Annotated in this window: 18 protein-coding genes and 2 pseudogenes; 10 read left to right on the top strand and 10 right to left on the bottom strand. The window is 66.8% G+C overall.

Annotation, left to right across the window (positions count from 1 at the left end):
- The first annotated feature begins 15 nt into the window (after window positions 1-15).
- Entirely contained in the window at window positions 16-1,122 is a 1,107-nt protein-coding gene (locus MYCSM_RS00400) for an alcohol dehydrogenase catalytic domain-containing protein (protein ID WP_015304133.1), read from the top strand.
- On the opposite strand, the gene MYCSM_RS00395 is transcribed toward MYCSM_RS00400, so the two are convergent.
- From MYCSM_RS00395 to MYCSM_RS00380, 4 genes are all read right to left on the bottom strand, one after another.
- Window positions 1,109-1,963 carry a mechanosensitive ion channel family protein gene (locus tag MYCSM_RS00395; RefSeq protein ID WP_015304132.1) on the bottom strand — a complete coding sequence of 285 codons (855 nt, stop codon included), beginning with the start codon at window positions 1,961-1,963 and terminating at the stop codon, window positions 1,109-1,111. The genes MYCSM_RS00400 and MYCSM_RS00395 overlap by 14 nt on opposite strands.
- 82 nt (window positions 1,964-2,045) lie before the next feature.
- Window positions 2,046-3,812 carry an acyl-CoA dehydrogenase gene (locus MYCSM_RS00390; RefSeq protein ID WP_041311060.1) on the bottom strand — a complete coding sequence of 589 codons (1,767 nt, stop codon included), beginning with the start codon at window positions 3,810-3,812 and terminating at the stop codon, window positions 2,046-2,048.
- A 46-nt stretch (window positions 3,813-3,858) separates the two neighbouring features.
- Window positions 3,859-5,073, bottom strand: coding sequence for an FAD-dependent oxidoreductase (locus MYCSM_RS00385; protein WP_015304130.1), 1,215 nt, complete (start codon window positions 5,071-5,073; stop codon window positions 3,859-3,861).
- Window positions 5,074-5,103: 30 nt separating this feature from the next.
- On the bottom strand, window positions 5,104-5,778 hold the full coding sequence (locus MYCSM_RS00380; protein ID WP_015304129.1) for a TetR/AcrR family transcriptional regulator: 675 nt from the start codon (window positions 5,776-5,778) through the stop codon (window positions 5,104-5,106).
- 144 nt (window positions 5,779-5,922) lie between these two features.
- Between MYCSM_RS00380 and MYCSM_RS37985 the strand changes: the two are divergent.
- Window positions 5,923-6,030, top strand: a pseudogene (locus MYCSM_RS37985) (CAP domain-containing protein); the annotation flags it as partial.
- Window positions 6,031-6,033: 3 nt separating this feature from the next.
- On the opposite strand, the gene MYCSM_RS00375 reads toward MYCSM_RS37985, so the two are convergent.
- The 3 genes from MYCSM_RS00375 to MYCSM_RS00365 are packed head-to-tail and all read right to left on the bottom strand — an operon-like array spanning window position 6,034 to window position 8,715.
- Window positions 6,034-6,816: an ABC transporter ATP-binding protein gene (locus MYCSM_RS00375; protein ID WP_041312921.1), complete on the bottom strand. Its 783-nt coding sequence runs from the start codon at window positions 6,814-6,816 to the stop codon at window positions 6,034-6,036.
- Window positions 6,817-6,823: 7 nt separating this feature from the next.
- On the bottom strand, window positions 6,824-7,852 hold the full coding sequence (locus tag MYCSM_RS00370) for a taurine ABC transporter substrate-binding protein (RefSeq protein WP_015304127.1): 1,029 nt from the start codon (window positions 7,850-7,852) through the stop codon (window positions 6,824-6,826).
- Window positions 7,852-8,715, bottom strand: a complete 864-nt coding sequence (locus MYCSM_RS00365; protein ID WP_015304126.1) for an ABC transporter permease — start codon at window positions 8,713-8,715, stop codon at window positions 7,852-7,854. Before MYCSM_RS00365 ends, MYCSM_RS00370 begins: the two co-directional genes overlap by 1 nt.
- A 292-nt stretch (window positions 8,716-9,007) precedes the next feature.
- On the opposite strand from MYCSM_RS00365, the gene MYCSM_RS00360 reads away from it, so the two are divergent.
- From MYCSM_RS00360 to MYCSM_RS00345, 4 genes are all read left to right on the top strand, one after another.
- Entirely contained in the window at window positions 9,008-10,531 is a 1,524-nt protein-coding gene (locus tag MYCSM_RS00360) for a Re/Si-specific NAD(P)(+) transhydrogenase subunit alpha (RefSeq protein ID WP_015304125.1), read from the top strand.
- 3 nt (window positions 10,532-10,534) lie between these two features.
- A complete protein-coding gene (gene pntB / locus MYCSM_RS00355; protein ID WP_015304124.1) occupies window positions 10,535-11,974 on the top strand; it encodes a Re/Si-specific NAD(P)(+) transhydrogenase subunit beta in 1,440 nt (479 codons plus the stop codon).
- 6 nt (window positions 11,975-11,980) lie between these two features.
- The gene (locus tag MYCSM_RS00350; protein WP_015304123.1) at window positions 11,981-13,120 is read left to right on the top strand and encodes an acyl-CoA dehydrogenase family protein; all 1,140 of its coding nucleotides are present in this window, start codon (window positions 11,981-11,983) and stop codon (window positions 13,118-13,120) included.
- Between the two features lie 258 nt (window positions 13,121-13,378).
- Window positions 13,379-14,731 (top strand): cytochrome P450, encoded by a 1,353-nt coding sequence (locus tag MYCSM_RS00345; protein ID WP_015304122.1) that lies wholly within the window; start codon window positions 13,379-13,381, stop codon window positions 14,729-14,731.
- Here the strand turns inward: MYCSM_RS00345 and MYCSM_RS00340 are convergent.
- Window positions 14,715-15,912 (bottom strand): annotated as a pseudogene (locus tag MYCSM_RS00340) (sensor histidine kinase). The gene MYCSM_RS00345 and the pseudogene MYCSM_RS00340 sit on opposite strands and share 17 nt — an antisense overlap.
- Window position 15,913: 1 nt before the next feature.
- A complete protein-coding gene (locus MYCSM_RS00335; protein WP_041312919.1) occupies window positions 15,914-16,555 on the bottom strand; it encodes a response regulator in 642 nt (213 codons plus the stop codon).
- Between the two features lie 229 nt (window positions 16,556-16,784).
- Here MYCSM_RS00335 and MYCSM_RS00330 point away from each other — a divergent pair, with 229 nt between their 5' ends.
- The 4 genes from MYCSM_RS00330 to MYCSM_RS00315 all read left to right on the top strand — a co-directional run bounded on the left by MYCSM_RS00330 (window position 16,785) and on the right by MYCSM_RS00315 (window position 19,552).
- Window positions 16,785-17,018 carry a hypothetical protein gene (locus MYCSM_RS00330; protein ID WP_015304120.1) on the top strand — a complete coding sequence of 78 codons (234 nt, stop codon included), beginning with the start codon at window positions 16,785-16,787 and terminating at the stop codon, window positions 17,016-17,018.
- A 77-nt stretch (window positions 17,019-17,095) separates the two neighbouring features.
- Window positions 17,096-17,341, top strand: a complete 246-nt coding sequence (locus MYCSM_RS00325; protein WP_015304119.1) for a hypothetical protein — start codon at window positions 17,096-17,098, stop codon at window positions 17,339-17,341.
- A 71-nt stretch (window positions 17,342-17,412) separates the two neighbouring features.
- Window positions 17,413-18,267 carry a class I SAM-dependent methyltransferase gene (locus tag MYCSM_RS00320; protein ID WP_015304118.1) on the top strand — a complete coding sequence of 285 codons (855 nt, stop codon included), beginning with the start codon at window positions 17,413-17,415 and terminating at the stop codon, window positions 18,265-18,267.
- Complete coding sequence (locus tag MYCSM_RS00315) at window positions 18,254-19,552, top strand: sensor histidine kinase (protein WP_015304117.1); 1,299 nt, start codon at window positions 18,254-18,256, stop codon at window positions 19,550-19,552. Before MYCSM_RS00320 ends, MYCSM_RS00315 begins: the two co-directional genes overlap by 14 nt.
- On the opposite strand, the gene MYCSM_RS00310 is transcribed toward MYCSM_RS00315, so the two are convergent.
- Window positions 19,544-20,005, bottom strand: a complete 462-nt coding sequence (locus MYCSM_RS00310; RefSeq protein ID WP_015304116.1) for a nuclear transport factor 2 family protein — start codon at window positions 20,003-20,005, stop codon at window positions 19,544-19,546. The two genes, MYCSM_RS00315 and MYCSM_RS00310, sit on opposite strands and share 9 nt — an antisense overlap.
- Between the last annotated feature and the right edge of the window lie 53 nt (window positions 20,006-20,058).

The raw sequence follows: 20,058 nt of genomic DNA, 5'->3' as shown, positions 1-20,058 counted from the left end.
GGCAGGCTGGTCCTCATGAGGATCCGCGGCGCCGTACTAGAAGAAATAGGAAGACCCCGGCCCTATGCCGAATCGCGACCGCTGTCTGTCGGCGAGCTCGAACTTGCTCCGCCCGGCGACTCCGAGCTGTTGGTCCGCATCGAAACGGCCGGGCTTTGTCATTCCGACCTGTCGGTGGTCGACGGCAACCGCGTCCGCCCGGTCCCGATGCTGCTGGGGCACGAGGCAGCGGGGGTGGTCGAGCAGGCGGGGTCGGCGGTCGACGACATGCCGGTCGGGCAGCGCATCGTGATGACGTTCCTGCCGCGATGTGGCCAGTGCCCGGCGTGCGCCACCAATGGGCTGACACCATGCGAGCCCGGCAGCGCTGCGAACGGCGCCGGCACCCTGATGGGCGGCGAGCGCCGACTGTCGCGCAACGGCCGGCCCGTCCATCACCACCTCGGGGTCTCCGGCTTCGCCACCTACGCCGTCGTCGACCGTCGGTCGGTGGTGCCGGTGCCCGACGACGTGCCGCCCGAGGTCGCATCGCTACTCGGCTGCGCCGTGCTCACCGGCGGCGGAGCCGTGATCAACGCAGGACGCCCGCAGCCCGGCCAGACCGTGATCGTCGTCGGACTGGGCGGCGTCGGCATGGCCGCGGTGATCACCGCGCTCGCCGACGACCACGTCACCGTGATCGGCGTCGACCAGCTGGCCGACAAGCTGGAGCTGGCGCGGACCATGGGCGCTCACGAGGCGTACACCCCCGACGAGGCTCGTGAGCGCGGGCTCAAGGCGGCGGTCGTCATCGAGGCAGCGGGCCACCCGCTGGCCCTACAGACCGCGATCGATCTGACCGCCCCTGGCGGGCGCACCGTCACCGTCGGCCTGCCGCCGCCGGATGCGCGAATCACGTTGTCGCCGTTGGGTTTTGTCGCCGAGGGCCGCTCGCTTATCGGCAGTTACCTCGGCTCTGCGGTGCCGTCGCACGACATCCCGCATTTCGTCGGGCTGTGGCGGGCAGGCCGACTGCCCGTCGAAAAGCTCGTGTCGTCGACGATCACCCTCGACCAGATCAACGACGGCATGGATCAACTCGCCGACGGACGTGCCGTCCGGCAGTTGATCAGTTTTGACTAGTCACCGCACCGGACGTCGCGATGCCGTTGCGACGGAACGACGACACGATCAGCGCCCGCAGCTCACGCCCGACCTCGAACTGCTTACCCGGCAGCGTGCGTGCCACCATCCGCAGATTGACGGTGTCGACCTCGATGCTCTCGACGCCCATCAGAGACGGCTCGTCGAGTAAGAGCTCCGGCAGGCCATCGTCCTGCATCGCGGCCTTCGCGACGTCACCCAGCACGTCGTTCACCTTGTTCAGGTCGGCCGAGGTGGGCACCGGCACGTCGACAACCGCGCGTGCCCAGTCCTTCGACATGTTGAGTGATTTCACAATCTGGCCGTTGGGCACGGTGTACATCTCGCCGTCGCTGGTGCGCAGTTTGGTGACGCGTAGTGTGACGTCTTCCACAGTGCCGACCGCTGAGCCACCGGCCGTCACGCTGAGCTCGACAAGGTCACCGAAGCCGTACTGCTTCTCGGTGATCAGGAAGAATCCGCTGAGCAGGTCCTGCACGATGCGTTGTGCCCCGAACCCGAGTGCGGCACCGAGCACCGCCGCCGGCGCCACCAGCGAACCAAGCGGCAGGCCAAGCTGATTGGCGATGTCGACGGCCACCACCACGTAGAGCAGGGCGATCGCCACCGACGAAATGACCGAGGCGACCGCCTGTCCGTGCTTGACGGTTTCCGAGCGCACTGTCGCGTCGCGATCGTCGCCCCTGGTGAGTCGCGTGCTGATCCGTCCCGCGACCCAGCGGATGACCCGCGTGACGATGATCGCGAAGAGCACGACGAGGACGATGTGCAGGCCCTTGGTCAGGACCCAATGGGTGAGGTCTTGAAGTGTTGTAGGCATACCCGCGGACGGCTTCCCACTGGGCGGGGGGATTCAAACACGGCAATCCAATTACTTGTCATACGTAAAAGCAGAGCGCGGATCAGAACCAGGCGTCGCGCATCTCCAGGGTCGTGCGGTCCAGGCTTTCCAGCAGGTCCAGCTGTGGCGCCGTCTTGGGCAGCTCGTAGCGGAAGAAGTACTGTGCCGCCTGCCGCTTGCCGTCGTAGAAGTCGCCGGTGCGTCCGTTGGCGGCAAGCAACTGCTGGAGCCATATCCACGCAACGACGATGTGCCCGAAGGCTTCGAGGTAGATGGCGCTGTTGGCCAGCGCGGCTTCGACGTCACCCGAGCCGAACATCCCGGTGGTCACGCTGACGAGGCGCTGCCACGACGAGTCGAGCTGGGTAGCGAGCTCGGCGGCCGCACCGCCGGTGGCACCGGCCGTGGCGACGGTGGTGTCTACGGCTTCACCGAGCGCGGCCAAGCTGGCCCCGCCGCGCTGAGTCACCTTGCGGCCCAACAGGTCCAGGCTCTGGATACCGTGCGTGCCCTCGTGGATGGGGTTAAGCCGGTTGTCGCGGTAGTGCTGCTCGACGTCGTACTCGCGGGTGTAGCCGTATCCGCCGTGCACCTGGATGGCCAGGCTGTTGGCCTCCAGACACCATTGCGACGGCCAGCTCTTGCCGACTGGCGTGAGGATGTCGAGCAGCAGGCCGAGCGCATCGCGCTCGTCGTCGGATTCAGCGCTGTGCTGTAGGTCGACGAGCTTGGCGCAATACAGCAGCAGCGCCATGCCGCCCTCGACATAGGCCTTCTGCGCCAACAACATTCGCTTGACGTCGGCGTGTTCGATGATCGGCACCTGCGGCGTCGACGGGTCCTTGGCCAGCACCGGCCGGCCCTGTGGCCGTTCGCGCGCGTACTCCAGCGACTTGAGGTATCCGGTGTAGCCCAGCGACACCGCGCCCATGCCGACGCCGAGACGGGCTTCGTTCATCATCGTGAACATGTAGGCCAGGCCGCGGTGCGGCTCGCCGACCAGATAACCGACGGCGCCCTCGAAACTGAGCACGGTGTTGGTGATGCCGCGCTGGCCCATCTTGTGGTTGAGGCCGGCGAGCACGACGCCGTTGCGCTCACCGATGGAGCCGTCGGCATTGACGAGGAACTTCGGCACGATGAACAGCGAGATGCCCTTGGTGCCCGGCGGACCGCCGGGGATCTTGGCGAGCACCAGGTTGACGATGTTCTCGGTCAGGTCGTGTTCGGCCCCCGAGATCCACATCTTCGATCCGAACAGCCGATAGGTGCCGTCGTCCTGCGGTTCGGCGCGGGTGAGGATGTCGGCGAGTGACGAGCCGGCCTGTGTCTCGGACAGGGCCATCGTGCCGGAGAACCGGCCGGCGAGCATCGGCTTGAGGAACGCTTCGACCTGCTCGTCGGTACCGAACTTGGCCAGCAGGTTGGCGTTGGCCATCGTCAGCATGAGGTAGCCCGTGGTGCTGACGTTGGCGGCGGAGAACCAAGCGAAGCCAGCCTCTGCGACGGTGGCGGGCAGCTGGGCGCCGCCGAGGTTTTCGTCCATCGACATGGCGATCAGGTCGGCTGCGGCGAACGCGTCCCACGCCTCCTTGACGTCATCGATGAGGGTGACCGTCTCGCCGTCGAAGTGCGGTTCGTTGGCGTCGCTCTTCTTGTTGTGCGGCGCGAAGTAGCGCGTGGCCAGCTGCTCGCACAGATCGAGAACGCCGTCGAAGGTCTCGCGGGAGTGCTCGGCGAAGCGCTCGCGTTTCGTGAGCTCGTCGATGCGCAGCCATTCATAAAGGAGAAAGTCGAGATCGCGGCGCGACAGCAGAGTGGACTTCACGTGTCCATCTTCGCCGAGACCGTGGACGATGCGCGAGGGCCGTCTTCTAGGCGGCGTGTACGTCTGGAGTATGTACATGTTCGGGGCGAAAGCCCCGTCCGACGACGATCGGCGGAATGAACTGCAGCGGTCCAAAGCCAACGATTTTCGGGATGCGGATTGGTGACAGATCACCGGCCAAATTGGGCTCGATCACTCTGTTCTGGGCCAACACTTGACCCGCCTGAATGATCCGGGTCGGCAGCTCACGGCGGCGCTGCACCTTGGCGAGGTCCGCGTCGGTCAGTCGACCTTCGCGAAGCGGCGGGCAGAGGATATTCGCAGCGGCCACCGCATCGGCCACAGCGAGGTTGATGCCGACCCCGCCGGCCGGTGACATGGCATGGGCTGCATCGCCGATGCACAGCAGACCCGTACGCCACCACGTCTTCAGCCGGTCCACCCGCACGTCGAGATGGCTGATGTCATCCCAGGAGTGCAGATCGTTGACGTGTTCACTCAGCTGCGGGCGCGCGGAGACCAGCCGCTCCTTCAACGCCTGAATCGACCCGTTCCGAGGGTTGGCTCCCTTCGGCACCGGATACGCGACCTGCCAATAGTCGCCGCGGTAGATCATGGCCAGGAGTAGGCCCCTACGGATCACCGCGAACAATTCCTGAGGGTCACCGGGACGCCATTTCAGCCGGAACCACAGCACGTCCATCGGGGAGTGCGCCGTCGCGATCTCCAGACCCGCGGCCGCCCGCACCGCCGAAGAGCGCCCGTCGGCGGCCACCACCAGTTCGGCGTGCACCTCCACGTCCGGCGTGCGCACCCCGACCACCCGATCTCGTTCGAAGATGAGGCCCGTGACCTCGGCACTCCGGATCAAGGTGAATTCCGGGTACGCAGAAGCCTTTTCGGCAAGGAAGTCGAGGAAGTCCCACTGCGGCATCAAAGCGATGTAGGGCTGCCTGAAGCCCAGCCACTTGAGTGCACCGAAGTCACCTACCGTGCGAAGGTCAACGGAACCGTCGGCATCGAAAGCCACGCGGTTGATCTTGGTGTGGGGTAGTCGCAGGAACTCATCGACAAACCCCAACTCGTCCATGATCCGCAGGGTGCTCGGATGAACAGTGTCGCCGCGGAAGTCGCGCAGGAAATCCTTGTGCTTCTCCAAGACGACAACCCGAACCCCGGCCCGGGCAAGCAGCAGAGCGTGAACCAGGCCCGCGGGACCGCCACCCGCAACACAAACCTGGGTCCGCAGAATTTGCGTCACGGCGCGAGAGTACTGGTGACCGCTCGCGCTCTAGGTTGACCGACTCGCGTTTTCTACGTCGATGCCCAACGGCGACTCGACGCGCGTCGTCTCATCGCGAATCAGCCCGCGTAACAACGCAGTGCTGAACTCCTCGGCGATTTCCTGCGCGGTGCGCCTGCCCTGCGGCCGCAGCCAGCGGTAGGAGCCCAGCGTCATCCCGATGTAGCCCAGCGCCAGCACATGCGAGTCGCAGTCGTAGAACTCACCGCTGGCGATGCCGCGGTCGATCACGTCGCGCACGTGCTCGTAGACCTGCGTTTCCTTCTCCCGGATGTAGCCGACCTGGTCCTCGGTGAACCACTCGGTGATGTACGGGCCCTCCTGGAAATACACCGCCGCGCGCTCGATGTTGCCCGCGATACCGACCAGCAGCCGCTGGGTGAAGTGGTAGATGGTCTCGCGCGCAGATGCCGTCGGGTCGTCGTGCAATGCATCGACCGTGAAGTCGGCGGCGCCCTTATAGATGTCGTAGAGGATCAGTGACTTGCTGGCGTAATAGTGATAGACCGTCGCCTTGTTCAGCCCCACCGCGTCGGCCACATCGTCCATCCGCGTGCCGTGGTAGCCCCGCGCGGCGAACAGCTTGGTCGCGACGGTCAACAGCTCCTCGCGGCGGGTCATCCCGTTGGTGGTGGCTGGGACAGCCGGGCTGGATTCGGACATGGCGACTCACTATATGCAGGCCCCGGGCGCGTCGGGGCGTCAATCAACTGGTTGGCCAGTTTAAGGTCTTCCGGCTGTTGCGACACTGGCAGCCGGTCTAGACTTCACCGAGAACCAGCCGATACGCGAGAGGGTGAGCACATGGATCCGAATCCGGACTATGACGCGAGCGACGAAATCGAGTACGGCGCCAACTGGTTCGCATGGATCCTGCGCGGCGTGTATCCGCCCCCGGCGTATCCCCCGGTCTAAGCCCTAGGCAGCCGCTGCTTTCACCGCGCGCCCGACTTCGGCGCGCAACTCGGTGTATTCCGCTGAGCGACGCAATTCCTCGGGGTCGACGCCTGTGCGCGGCAGGTCGACCGGCAGATCCAACGCCACCTGCCCCGGCCGCCGCGTCAGCACCACGATCCGCGAACCCAGAAACGCCGCTTCGTCGGCACTGTGCGTGACGAACACCGTTGTGCGGCCCGACTCCGCGCTGACCTGACGGACGTCCTCCTGCAGCCGCTCCCGAGTGAGCGCGTCCAGAGCTGCGAACGGCTCGTCGAGCAGGAACAGCGGTGTCTCGGCGGCCAGCGCCCGTGCGATCGCCACCCGCTGCTGCTGCCCGCCGCTGATCTCCCAGATCTTGCGGTCGGCGGTGCCCTCCAACCCCACGCGGGCGAGCAGCTGGTCGCGACGCTCCGCACGACGCTCCCGGGGCATGTTTGCGTATTTCAGCGCGAGGTCGACGTTGCCGCCGACCGTGCGCCACGGGAACAGGCGAGGCTGCTGAAACACCACGCCCGCCGTCACACCGGGCGTCGGCGCAGCGCCCGACACCGCGACCGAGCCTTCGCTTGGCGACTCGAAGCCCGCCAGCAATCGCAGCAGCGTGCTCTTGCCGCAGCCCGACGCGCCGACCAGAACCAGAAACGATCCCGGTTCGACGGTCAGGTCGACGGGGCCTAGCGCCGTGACCTCGCCGCGACCCCTGCCGTAGCGGTGCTTGACCGACCGCAGGTGCACCGCGCCGACATCTGAGCTAGGCCGGATGTCCGCTCTATTGGGTGATGGCACCGGGCAGCCCCCTCGTATAGATCGCGTCCTGGAACGTCTGCAGCGACGCCGCCGAGGGAATCTGCTTCTGGTCGGCGAGGAACTGCGAAGCACTCTGCAGGTTGACCGCGATGTTGCCCGGCTTGCCTTCTGCGCCAAGCCATTCCGGCGACGCGACCTGTTCCGGCGTCAAGTACACGCCTTGCTTCAGCTGACCGGCGACCTCGTCGGGGCTCAGGCCGATCTCGGCGGCAACGGCCTTGGCCGCCGCGGCGGGATCGTCGTGAATCAGCGTGAGCGCGCGGGCTTCCTGCTGGCGCCAGGTGTCGACGACGTCGGGATGCGCGTCGGCGAACTCATCGCGGACCGCACCGAGATCCAGCGTGGGCTTGCCGTTCTTGGCCAGCTGACGGCTGGTGATCAGGTCCTTACCGGTCTTGCGCAGCTGGTCGAGCGTGGGCAGCCACGAGTAGGCCGCGTCGATGTCCCCGCGGTCCCACGCCGCGAGGATGGCCTGCGGCTGCAGGTCGACCAGCTGAACATCCTTGGCGGACAACCCGTTCTGCGCGAGCGCCGCCAACAGGCTGTAGTGCGCAGTCGACGCGAACGGGGTGCCGATCCGCTTGCCCTTGAGGTCGGCGACCGTGTTGACGCCGCTGCCGTTGCGGGCCACCAGCGCCTCGTTGTCGCCCGCGACGTCGAGCACGAACGCGACCTTGTACGGAATGTTCAGCGGAGCCGAAAGTCCGCGCGCTACAGGGCTGGAGCCGAGCGCGCCGAAGTCCAATTCTTTCGCGATGAAGGCGGTGTTGACGTCGGCGCCGGAGTCGAACTTCGTCCACTTGATGTGGTAGTTCGGCAGCGCTTCCTCGAGCCACTTGTTGTTCTTCACGATCAGGTCGCCGGACGGAAAGCTTTGGTAGCCAATACGAATCGTCGGCTTGTCGGCTTGGTCCCCTGAGTGGTCGACCGAGCAGCCGGCCAGCGCCAGCGTCGACGCCGCAACTGCTGCGATCAGAACCTTGAGTTTCACTAGATTTTTCCTCTCCAGGGGACAGCGCGCCGCTCCACGGCGCGAAGCAGACCGTCGATGACAAGGCCGGAGATGCCGATGGCGAAGATGCCGACCAGCACGACGGGGGTGTTGTTGTAGTTGCTGGCGTCTTTGACGAGGCCGCCGATGCCTGGCAGCCCGTTGAACAGTTCGGCGGCGACCACCGAGGAGTAGGCCATGCCGACCGCAAGCCGGATGCCGGTGAAGGTCTCGGGCAGCGCGGACGGAACGACGACGTCGCGGATCACCTGCCGTCGCGAGGCGCCGAGTGCGCGGGCCGCCTCCTGTAGTCCAACGGGTGCGGCGACGACGGCCGCGGTGGTGGCCACGGCGGCAGGCGGCAGCGCGGCCAGCGCCAGCAGCGTGATCTTCGGCGCCTCGTCGATGCCCAGCCAGATGACCAGCAGGAAGAAGTAGGCCAGCGGCGGCAGCGCGCGCAGGAACGTCAGCCAGGGCTCGAGCACGCTGCGCACCCAGCCGACGGATCCCATCACCAGGCCGAGCAGCACGCCCAGCACGACACCGATGACCGCGCCTGCGAACACGCGGCGCAGCGTCATGTAGAGGTGCTCCCACAGCAGGTATCCGGCATAGCCGCGGACACCGTCGTGGGTGGTGGAGACGTCGAGGAATGCGTGCCACACCGCGCTGGGGTAGGGCACGAATGTCTGGTTCCAGATGCCGCTGGCCGCGACGAGCTGCCACGCGACGAAGAAGACGATGACCGACAGCAGTGGCAGCGCGGCACGCGTCGACCGCCCGCGCCACTTGCCTGACGGCACGACAGCCGCCGGCGAATCAGCAAGCGACTCGTCGGGTGCGATATCAACGAAAACGGACACCGCGTATTGGTACCGGGGTGAGACCGTTCGGTGAAGGTCTGCGCTCAGCGCGAGCGAAACTACGTCGACCAAGCGCTGCCGAACGTGGGTTACCCGCACGCTCTGCGCGACTCAAGCGTGTCGGTAACCCACGTTCGGCGGCTATCTCGGCGGCAGGTGACCGACAGGACACACGGTCGATTTGGCCCGACTCTTAGACTGACGTATTCCACTCGTCCACGACGAGCTGTGTCGGGGGGCCTTGTCGCGCCCCGACCGGACCGTGACAGAAACCTAGATCGGATCGAAATCGATGATCATCGGGATCCCGAGAGAGTCGCTGCCTGGCGAAACGCGGGTCGCCGCGACACCGCAGACGGTTGGCCAACTCATCAAGCTGGGCTACGACGTCGTGGTCGAGACGGGCGCGGGCGCCGCCTCGAGCTTCTCCGACGAGGCGTTCACCGAGGCTGGCGCCGAGATCGGTGAGGCCTGGAAGGCCGACGTCGTGCTCAAGGTGAACGCGCCGGACAACGCGGAGATCGCGGCCCTACGCGACGGCGCCACGTTGATCAGTCTCATTTCCCCCGCGCTCAAGCCGGAGCTCGTCGAGCAGCTGGCCACCCGGCCGATCACCGTGCTGGCCATGGACGCTGTTCCTCGTATCTCGCGGGCCCAGTCGCTGGACGTGCTGTCGTCGATGGCCAACATCGCCGGCTATCGCGCCGTGGTCGAGGCCGCCCACAGCTTCGGCCGGTTCTTCACCGGACAGGTGACTGCGGCGGGCAAGGTGCCTCCGGCCAAGGTGCTCGTCGTCGGCGCCGGCGTCGCCGGTCTGGCAGCCATCGGTGCGGCGGGCAGCCTGGGCGCCATCGTGCAAGCCACCGACCCGCGGCCCGAGGTGGCCGATCAGGTCAAGTCCCTGGGCGGCGAGTACGTGTCTGTCGACCCGGAGGCAGCCGAGGTCTCGGCCACCGGCTACGCCAAGGAGATGGGCGACGACTACAAGGCCCGCGAGGCGCAGCTGTACGCCGATCTGGCCAAGGACGTCGACATCATCATCACCACCGCGCTGATCCCCGGTAAACCGGCGCCGCGCATCATCACCGCCGAGATGGTCGCGTCGATGAAGCCCGGCAGCGTGATCGTGGACATGGCCGCGGCCAACGGCGGCAACGTCGAGGGCACCGTCAAGGACCAGGCGGTCGTCACCGACCACGGCGTGACGATCGTCGGCTACACCGATCTCGCCGGCCGACTGCCCGCCACCGCATCACAGCTGTACGGCACCAACCTGGTGAACCTGCTGAAGCTGCTCACCCCCGAGAAGGACGGCAAGCTCATTCTCGACTTCGAGGATGTGGTTCAGCGCTCGGTGACTGTGGTTCGCGACGGCGAGGTCACCTGGCCGCCGCCGCCCGTCCAGGTGTCGGCGGCCCCGGTCGTTGCCGCGGCCGCGCCGGCTGAAACGAAGCCGGCTAAAAAGCCCATGACCATCGGGCGCAGGCTGGGGCTGACCTTCACCGCGGCGGCGGTGCTCTTCGCGCTCATCGCGCTGTCACCGGCCGCGCTGCAGGTGCATCTGACGGTGTTCGCGCTGGCGATCGTGATCGGCTACTACGTGATCGGCAATGTGCACCACGCGCTGCACACCCCGCTGATGTCGGTGACCAACGCGATCTCCGGGATCATCGTCGTCGGCGCGCTGTTGCAGATCGGGCACGGCAATGTCGTCGTCACCGCGGTGGCAACTTTGGCGACGCTGCTCGCCAGTATCAACGTCTTCGGCGGCTTCTCCGTGACCCGCCGCATGCTGGCCATGTTCTCGAGGAGCTGAGAAGTGTTCACACTGGAAACCATCGCGACAGCGGCCTACGTCGTCGCGGCCATCCTGTTCATCCTCGCGTTGGCCGGCCTGTCCAAGCACGAAACATCCAGGGCCGGTAACACTTTCGGCATCGCCGGAATGGCCGTCGCCCTGATCGCAACGATCGCGCTGGCATTCGCCCGCCACATCGAGCCTGTCGGCGTCGCGCTGCTGGTCGGCGCCATGGCCATCGGCGCAGCGATCGGCCTGTGGCGCGCCAAGGTCGTCGAGATGACGGGCATGCCCGAGCTGATCGCGCTGCTGCACTCGTTCGTGGGCCTGGCCGCGGTGCTGGTGGGGTGGAACGGCTACCTGCACGTCGAAGCCGATCTCGCCGGATCCGAGGCAGCGCTGCTGCACAACCAGGGCATGCTCGGCATCCACTCGGCCGAGGTCGTCATCGGCGTGTTCATCGGCGCCGTGACGTTCACCGGCTCGATCGTCGCCAACCTGAAGCTCTCGGCCCGCATCAAGTCCGCGCCGATGATGCTGCCCGGCAAGAACTTCCTCAATGTCGGCGCGCTCGTCGTCTTCGTCGCGCTGACGGTGTGGTTCGTGATCAGCCCGCAGCTGTGGCTGCTGGTGGTGGTCACCGTGCTTGCGCTGCTACTGGGCTGGCACCTGGTCGCTTCCATCGGCGGCGGCGACATGCCGGTGGTGGTGTCGATGCTCAACAGCTACTCCGGCTGGGCCGCGGCAGCGTCGGGCTTCCTGCTCGGCAACGATCTGCTGATCATCACCGGTGCGCTGGTCGGGTCGTCCGGTGCCTACCTGTCCTACATCATGTGCAAGGCGATGAACCGGTCGTTCATCTCGGTGATCGCAGGCGGCTTCGGGATCGAGGCCGGGCCCGCCGATGACAAGGATTACGGCGAGCATCGCGAGATCAACGCCGAGGGCGCCGCCGATCTACTCGAGTCCGCCAAGTCGGTGATCATCACGCCCGGCTACGGCATGGCCGTCGCCCAGGCCCAGTACGGCGTCGCCGACCTGACCCGCAAGCTGCGCGACCGCGGCATCAACGTTCGGTTCGGCATCCACCCCGTCGCCGGCCGCCTACCCGGCCACATGAACGTGCTGCTGGCCGAGGCCAAGGTGCCCTACGACATCGTGCTCGAGATGGACGAGATCAACGACGACTTCGACAGCACCGACGTCGTCCTCGTCATCGGAGCCAACGACACCGTCAACCCGGCGGCGGCCGAGGATCCGGGCAGCCCCATCGCCGGCATGCCGGTGCTGACGGTGTGGAACGCCGCGCACGTGATCGTGTTCAAACGGTCCATGGCCTCGGGCTATGCCGGCGTGCAGAACCCGCTGTTCTTCCGGGAGAACACCCAGATGCTGTTCGGTGACGCCAAAGACCGGGTCGACGCGATCAACGCGGCGCTCTCGGAGACCGCGAAGGTGTAGCCCTCGATGCCCGTCGATCGTCTGTTACCCACCGAGGATGCGCGCGATCTGATCGAGTTGACCCGGGACATCTGCAACAAGGTGCTCGACCCGATCGTCGACGCGCACGAGAAGGCCGAGACGTACCCGGAGGGTGTGTTCGCTCAGCTGGGTGCGGCAGGGCTGCTGAGCCTGCCGCAGCCCGAGGCGTGGGGTGGCGGTGGGCAGCCGTTCGAGGTCTATCTGCAGGTGCTCGAGGAGATCGCCGCGCGATGGGCGGCCGTCGCAGTGGCGGTCAGCGTGCACAGCCTGTCGTCGCATCCGCTGCTGGCGTTCGGCACCGACGAGCAGAAGCAGCGCTGGCTGCCGGGCATGCTGTCCGGTGAGCAGATCGGCGCGTACAGCCTGTCTGAGCCACAGGCCGGTTCGGACGCCGCGGCACTGCAGTGCAAGGCTGTGAAGACGGCCGACGGCTACGTGCTCAACGGCTCCAAGTCCTGGATCACGCACGGCGGACGGGCCGACTTCTACACGCTGTTCGCCCGCACCGGTGAAGGCTCGCGGGGTATTTCATGCTTCCTGGTGCCCGGCGATCTGGATGGGCTGTCGTTCGGCAAGCCCGAGGAGAAGATGGGCCTGCATGCCGTCCCGACGACGTCGGCGTTCTACGACAACGCTCACCTTGAAGCCGACCGGCTGATCGGCGCGGAGGGCCAGGGCCTGCAGATCGCGTTCTCCGCACTGGATTCAGGCCGGCTGGGCATCGCCGCGGTTGCGGTCGGGTTGGCGCAAGCGGCGCTGGACGAGGCCGTCAAGTACGCGAACGAGCGAACGACGTTCGGCCGCAAGATCATTGACCACCAGGGCCTGGGTTTCGTGTTGGCCGATATGGCTGCCGCGGTGGCCAGTGCGCGGGCCACGTATTTGGACGCCGCGCGTCGACGCGATCTGGGCAGGCCGTACTCACAGCAGGCCAGCGTGGCGAAGCTGGTGGCCACCGACGCCGCGATGAAGGTCACCACCGACGCAGTGCAGGTCTTGGGCGGCGTCGGCTACACCCGCGACTTCCGCGTCGAGCGCTACATGCGTGAAGCGAAGATCACCCAGATCTTCGAGGGCACCAATCAGATTCAGCGCCTGGTCATTTCGCGAGGGCTCACCACGTAGCGCGCTGGCGTTTGGCCTTGCCTCGCCTCCGGTGCACGAGCACGGCGAAGAGCGCCCCCGCGGCGTAGCTCACTCCCATGGCCACGTCCGAGTCGAGCCGGCCTCGGTGGCATACGTTGGGTTGGCAGGGTCGGGGGACCCCACGGCGACTCCATCGGCTCATCGCGCCGCAGCGGGGGGGTGATCGGGCGGGGTTTCACGACGTAATCCGACCGTGGGCGGTAGACGGCAGTATCCGCCCGGCGTATAACCAGGCTCATGACGATCGAGACCACGAGCACCCGGATGTCGTCGTGGCAGCGCAGCGCGACTGCATCGAGGGTCACGTCGGAGGCGGGGCTGCCGCCTGGTCCTAGACTCCCGAGCATTGTCCAGTCGCTGCTGATCTGGACGCAGCGGCACCGGTTCGTCCCCGCGATGCACCGCCGATACGGCGACACGTTCACCGTCAACGCCGAACCCACGGGCTACGGAGTGGTGTTGCGCAACCCTGATGACCTCCGCACAATCTTTCGCGGTGACGCGGAGATCTACCGTGCAGGCGAAGCCAATTCGCTGCTGACACCGGTGGTGGGCAGTCAATCGGTGCTGACCATGGACGCGCCGGAGCATGTCGCCGAGCGCCGCCGAATGCTGCCGCCGTTCCACGGCGAACGCATCGCCCGGGCAGTCGCGCTGATGGAAGAGGAGACCGAGCGAGAGATCGCACAGTGGCCGATCGGCCGGGATTTTGAGCTGTTGCCGCGGATGCAGGAGCTGACGCTGCGCATCATCGTGCGCGTGGTTCTCGGCGTCGACGATGACGATCGCGCCGCGGCTGTCGGCGCAGCGTTGCGCCGGGTGCTGAGGTTCCGGTTGCGGGCAATGCTGGTCTGGGTATGGCCCGCGCTGCTGCGATTGCCGCCGTGGAGCAGCACCGTGCGCGACCTGGACAGGGCCGACGAGTTGATCTACGCCGAGATCGAGCGCCGACGAGCCGATCCCGGGCGAGCGGAGCGGCCCGACGTGTTGTCGATGCTGCTGGACGACGACCCCGATCCGGGGTTGGTGCGAGACGAACTGGTCACGCTGCTGGTCGCGGGGCACGAGACCACAGCGGTCGCGCTGTCGTGGACATTCGAGCGGCTACTGCGCCATTCCGGCGCGCTGGACAAGGTGCGGGCCGGCCTCGATGATCCCCGCGATCCGTACCGGGCCGCTGTCGCCAAGGAAGTGTTGCGACTGCGACCGGTGATCATGAATGTCGCGCGCCGCGTCACCCAGCCGGTCGAACTGGCGGGCCACACGATGCCGGCGGGCACTCTGCTGCTGCCGTCGATCATCGGCATCCAGACCGACCCGAAGATCTGGGGCCCGGACGCCGCATACTTCCGACCGGAACGCTGGCTGTCTGGCGAGCAACCGACCTACGCATGGATTCCGTTCGGCGGCGGCGCACGCCGTTGCCTGGGTGCGACATTCGCATTGACCGAAATCGACGCCGTGCTTCGGACTGTGCTGCGGCGCATCGAATTACGCGCCGACCGACCGCAGGACGAGGCACTGCGGATGCATCACATCACGCTGGTGCCGGCGCGCGGCGCGCGCGTGCACGTCACCGCGAAACGGTAGGTTCCGGCGGCGACGTCACCGTTACTTGCGTGCCATAGCCGGGCCGCGAGTCGATGTCCATCGACCCGCCCATCGCATCGAAGCGGGCCAGCAGGGAGCCCAACCCGATGTGCCCGTCGGCGACATACTGCGCGACAATCGCGGGGTCGAATCCGGTGCCGTCATCGTCGATCGTCAGGATCACCCGGTCTCCTTTCCGGCTGAGGCCGACGCGGACCGCCGTCGCCTTCGCGTGCTTGCCGACGTTGGTCAACAGCTCGCGCGTGGCGCGTTACAGCAAGGCTTGCGATTCCGGCTTGCCCACGTCGTCGAGGTTGGCCTCGACCGTCACGTCGTTGCGGGACTCGAACTGCCGCAACAGTTCTCGCACCGCTGGCGTAAGGCCTAGCTGGGCGAGCACCTGCGGGTGCAGCTGCGTCACCGTCGAGCGCAGCCCGGTGGCGGTCTCCTGCAGCGCCGAATGCACCATGTCGAGCGCGGGGTCGGAATTTCGTTCCCGCGCCTCATCGAGTTCCAGCCGCGCCGCCAGCAGCGTCTGCAACGGTTCGTCGTGCAGATGCTCGGCGACCTCGCGGTTGTGCCGCTCGTCGGACTGCATTGCCTCCGAGACGAGCTGACGCCGCATCTCCTGCAGCGCCCCGCACGCGAGCGGACCGACGCGCGAGCACGTAACACAGCGCTGTCACCGCGACGGCCAACCACAGCACGAAGCCGAAGTGCGTGTACACCATGTTCGGCAGCCCGACCTTGTCGTCGCGTTTGGAGTAGAAGATCCATACCGCGAGATAGCCTGCCGCCGTGACGGTTCCGATGATCGCCGTCAACCACGGCCGGTCCTGGAACGCCACCGAGATCGGCAGCAGGAAGAAGACGGGCAGCAGCGCCGCGGTCGCGCCACCGGACACCAGACACAGCGTGAGGATCACCAACAGATCGACGGACGTCGACGCCCAATCGCCCCACCGCGGCACCGGCCCCCTCAGCACGGCAATCAGCCACAGCAGCGCCGCTACCGCATAGACCCCGAGGATCACCGCGTACAACTCGGGCAGCCAGTGGTCGACCTCCCAGATCCACACCAACACCGCGATCAGGCCGATCAGCGGCAAGCGCAGGATCGCCGAGACGCGCACCGGCTCCGCGGCGAAGTAGTCGATGACTCCTTGAACGGGGCGCGGCACGCTACTCCAACAGCTTGCGGCGCATCGCCTCGGCGACGGCAGCGCCGCGGTCGCTGACGCCGAGCTTCTCGTAAAGCCGCTGCACGTGCGTCTTGACCGTCGACGGCGCCAGGAACAGCTCCTTGGCCATCGCAGGAATGCTGCTGCCCGCGGCGATCAGTTTCAGCACCTCCCGCTCACGCGGGCTGAGCACGGGGCCTTCCGGTTCGGCCCGCTTGCGGATCTCGCCGGCCAGGCCCGCGGCGAGGCTGGGCGCCACGACGTCGCGGCCCTTCGCGCAGTCCAGCACGGCGTTGATCAGCTCGCTGCGCGTCGACTCCTTCGGTAGAAAGCCTGCCGCCCCCTCCTGCAGGGCACGGAACACGATTGCCGACTCGTCGTGCGCCGACACCAGCAGCACCCGGGTCGGAAGCTCGTCTCGTTGCACGGCGGCCGCGACTTCCGCACCGTCCATGCCCGGCATGCGGTAGTCGAGCAGCGCGACCTGCGGGGAATGCGTGCGAATCGCGTCGAGCGCCGAGGGGCCGTCGTCGGCTTCTGCGACCACTTCGATAGACCCGCTCGACGTCAGCGCCCGCACGACCCCGTCGCGAAACAGCGGGTGGTCATCGCCCACCACCACACGCACCTTTTCACTCGTGATGGCTCGACTCCCGCTCGCTCCGGTGCTCACTCGCAGTCGTCTTCGCTGGTCATGCAGCCAGCGTCGCACAGGCGGCTCCCTTTGTTCCCCCGATTGGGGGACACGTGATTCATCCGTGTCGCCCTCCGATTACCGGACATACAACGCGGCCGCGGCACGGCACTCTTGAGTCAACGCCGGAACGCACCGGCAGACAAGACCAAAAGCAAACGGACACAGGAGAATTCACATGAACAACTTCGCACGCATCATCGCCCTTCCGATCGTCTCGGCCGGCATCATCGGCGGCGCGGCCCTCGGCCTGGCCGGCGCGGCCAACGCGGCCACCACCGATGCGCACCAGCCCAACATCGTGGCCACTCCGGAGGTCAAGGCGCATCCGGCGCCGGAGGCCCAGCCGGGCTGGCACTGGCACCACGGTGTGCAACACCTCGCCGACCTGCAGCCGAACTACACCCGCTAATCACCCCAGACCGGAACCCTCCCCGACGTAGCCCCGGGGAGGGTTTCTCAAAAACCCACCGCCACAGGAGAACTCAGATGACCATCACCCGCAGCTTCGCCCGCTACATCGCCCTGCCCGCCATCTCGGCAGGCGTCCTCGGCGCCGCCGCCCTCGGCGTGGCCGGCACGGCCAACGCAGGCACCTACTCTTACGAGCCGACGCCCCGCCCGGGCATCGTGGCCACCCCGAACACCATCGCCCGGCCACCGATCATCGTGATGCCCGGCCACCGCTGGCACAACCACCACTCGATCATCATCGACGGCACTGCCGGCGAATAACCCGACTCCCGCTCCTGAGGCCCTCCCCGATGACCTTCCGGGGAGGGCCTCTCCACTTCTAAAGTGAGGCCATGGCCATAGATCCGTTGCACGCGATGTGGTCCGCGGCGGCGCCGTCGTGGGGTGAATACGCCGACTACATCGACGACCGCGGCGCCGCCGTCGGCGAGGCCATGTTGACCGCCGCCGCCATTCGGCCCGGTGAGGCGGTACTCGAACTCGGGTGCGGGCCCGGCGGCGTCGGCTTCGCGGCGGCCGAGCTCGTCGGCCCCGACGGTCAGGTGGTGTTGTCCGATGTCGCCCCTGAGATGACGAGGATTGCCGCCGAGCGTGCCGAAAGCAGGGGACTGCGCAGCGTCGTCACCCGCGAACTCGACATGGAGCATCTCGACGTGCCGGACTCGTCCTTCGACAAGGTGCTGTGCCGCGAGGCGCTGATGTTGGTGGCGGATCCGACGGCGGCCGCTGGGGAGGCACGTCGCGTGCTGCGTCCCGGCGGTCGGGCGGTGTTCGCGGTATGGGGGACGCCTGCGGCGAACCCGTGGCTCAGCGCGCTGCTCGACGCGGTCGGCGCTCAACTCGGCGCACCCGTTCCGCCCCCGGGCATGCCGGGTCCGTTCGCCCTATCCGAACGCGGCGCACTCGACGGCGTGCTGCGCGGCGGCGGCTTTGCCGACGTCGACGTGCGCGAAGTCGCGGTGCCGATGCACGTCGGTTCCTTCGACGACTGGTGGCGCATGGTCCCGGCGCTGGCAGGCCCGGTCGCCGGGCTGCTCGCGTCGCTTCCCGACGACATGATCTCAATGATCCGCACCAACTCAGAAGAGGCCCTGCGGCCCTTCGCAACTGAATCCGGATACGTGGTTCCGGGACTCAGCCTCGTCGGGGTCGGTCAACACCAGGGAGTCCCCGATGCCCGGACGTGAGGGTGACACCAATGATTCTGTGGCGCAGCAGTTTCCGCAGGAATCCCGGCGGTTTCTCTACCTGAGCAGCGTATTGCAATCCGCATTGCGCGCTGTGCTGACCCTGTTCGCCGCTGCCACTCTGATAGTCGAGCCACCCCGCGCACAGCTGGGAACCTGCGCAGCCGTGCTGGCAGCGTACGCAGTGGTCGTAGCTTGCTGGGGCTTCTGGGCACTGCGGCCGGCGGCACGCACGGTCGCCGTGAGCAGAACGATCGTGACACTGCTGGTGCTCGCGTGCGACGTCGCCGCTGTATCCGTGCTTTCGGTGTTGACCGGCCTGACGTCACCCGACGAGTGGACCTCAGACGTGATGAGGATCGGCTTCTTCCTGATCCCGTTGATTGCGGCGGCCCAATTGGACCCGGTCATCAGCGGACTGGTGGCGATGCCCACCACTGCCGCGTTCGTAGCCACCTGCTGGATAACCAAGACCGCCAACCACGAGCCTTGGGCATCGATCGTGCTGAGCACGTTGGTGTTGGTCGGGCTGGCAGGCGGCTCCGTCCTCTTGTCGCTTATTCAACGCTGGAAGGTTGACACGATCGCCGACCTGGCACGGCAGCGAAGGCAGTTACTGCAGGATCTGCTCGGAGTGGAAAAGTATGAGCGGCAGTCGATTTCCGAGCGGCTTCACGATGGCGCGCTTCAGTGCGTGCTCGTCGCTCGCCAAGACATGGAGGACGTGCGGGACGGCTCGATGGCTGCCGCGGACCGAGTCGACGTGGCCCTTGTCGAATGCTCTCAGTTGCTGCGCGACGCAGTCCGCGAGCTGCATCCGGACGTGCTGGCGCGGATGGGTCTCAGAGCGGCGCTGTCTGCACTCACCGACAGCCTGACTTCCCGTACCGGCCTTGTCGTCGAGCTGGACGCGCGTTCGTGGCCGGATGGGGTGCGTACCGATGCCGACTATGTGCTCTACAGCGCCGCGCGCGAGACGCTGACCAACGTCGTCAAGCATGCCCGCGCCGAACATGTCTGGATCGACCTGGAACGCGATGACGGGCTGGGTTCGCTGCGCGTCGCGGACGACGGGGTGGGGATCTCGCGAGCCGTGATGGCCGAGAAGGCCCGAGCGGGTCACATCGGCCTGGAGTCGATCCGCGCGAAGGCGTTGGCGGCCGGGGGCCGATGCGACGTGCGCCCTACATCGCCCGGTACCGAGATCACGATTGCGATTCCGCTAGGAAAACGGATGAGCGACAGCGAGTCGGAAGCTGGTGGGCTTGCCGTCGGCTCACCATAACGGGATGTCGAGGCCGTACTCCGACTCCGGCCGCGGGCCGAAGTAGCGGCGCTCGGACTCGTCGATCTTCACGTCGTTGATACTGGCCTCCCGCCGCGCCATCAGGCCCTCCGGGGTGAACTCCCACAACTCGTTGCCGTAGCTGCGATACCACTGCCCGGTGGCGTCGCGGCTCTCGTACTGAAAGCGCACCGCCATCCGGTTCTCCCGAAAACCCCACAGGCTCTTGCGCAGGACGTAGTCGAGTTCGCGCTCCCACTTGCGGGTGAGAAGCGCGACGATCTGCTGCCGTCCCACCACGTGCTCGTCGCGGTTTCGCCACTGAGAGTCGACGGTGTAGGCCAGGCTGACTTTCTCCGGGTCGCGGGTGTTCCATGCGTTTTCGGCGGCCTGCACCTTCTGCCGTGCGGTCTCGACGGTGAACGGTGGGAATGGCGGTCGGCTCTCGGTCATGTCTTGTTTCTACGCCCCACCCACTGCCGTGATCCCCTCGCTCGACAGGTGTC

This window comes from Mycobacterium sp. JS623, assembly GCF_000328565.1.
In the GTDB taxonomy this organism is placed as follows: domain Bacteria; phylum Actinomycetota; class Actinomycetes; order Mycobacteriales; family Mycobacteriaceae; genus Mycobacterium.
Note: the sequence above shows the minus strand (reverse complement) of the source record. Positions and strands in the feature narration are given on the sequence as shown.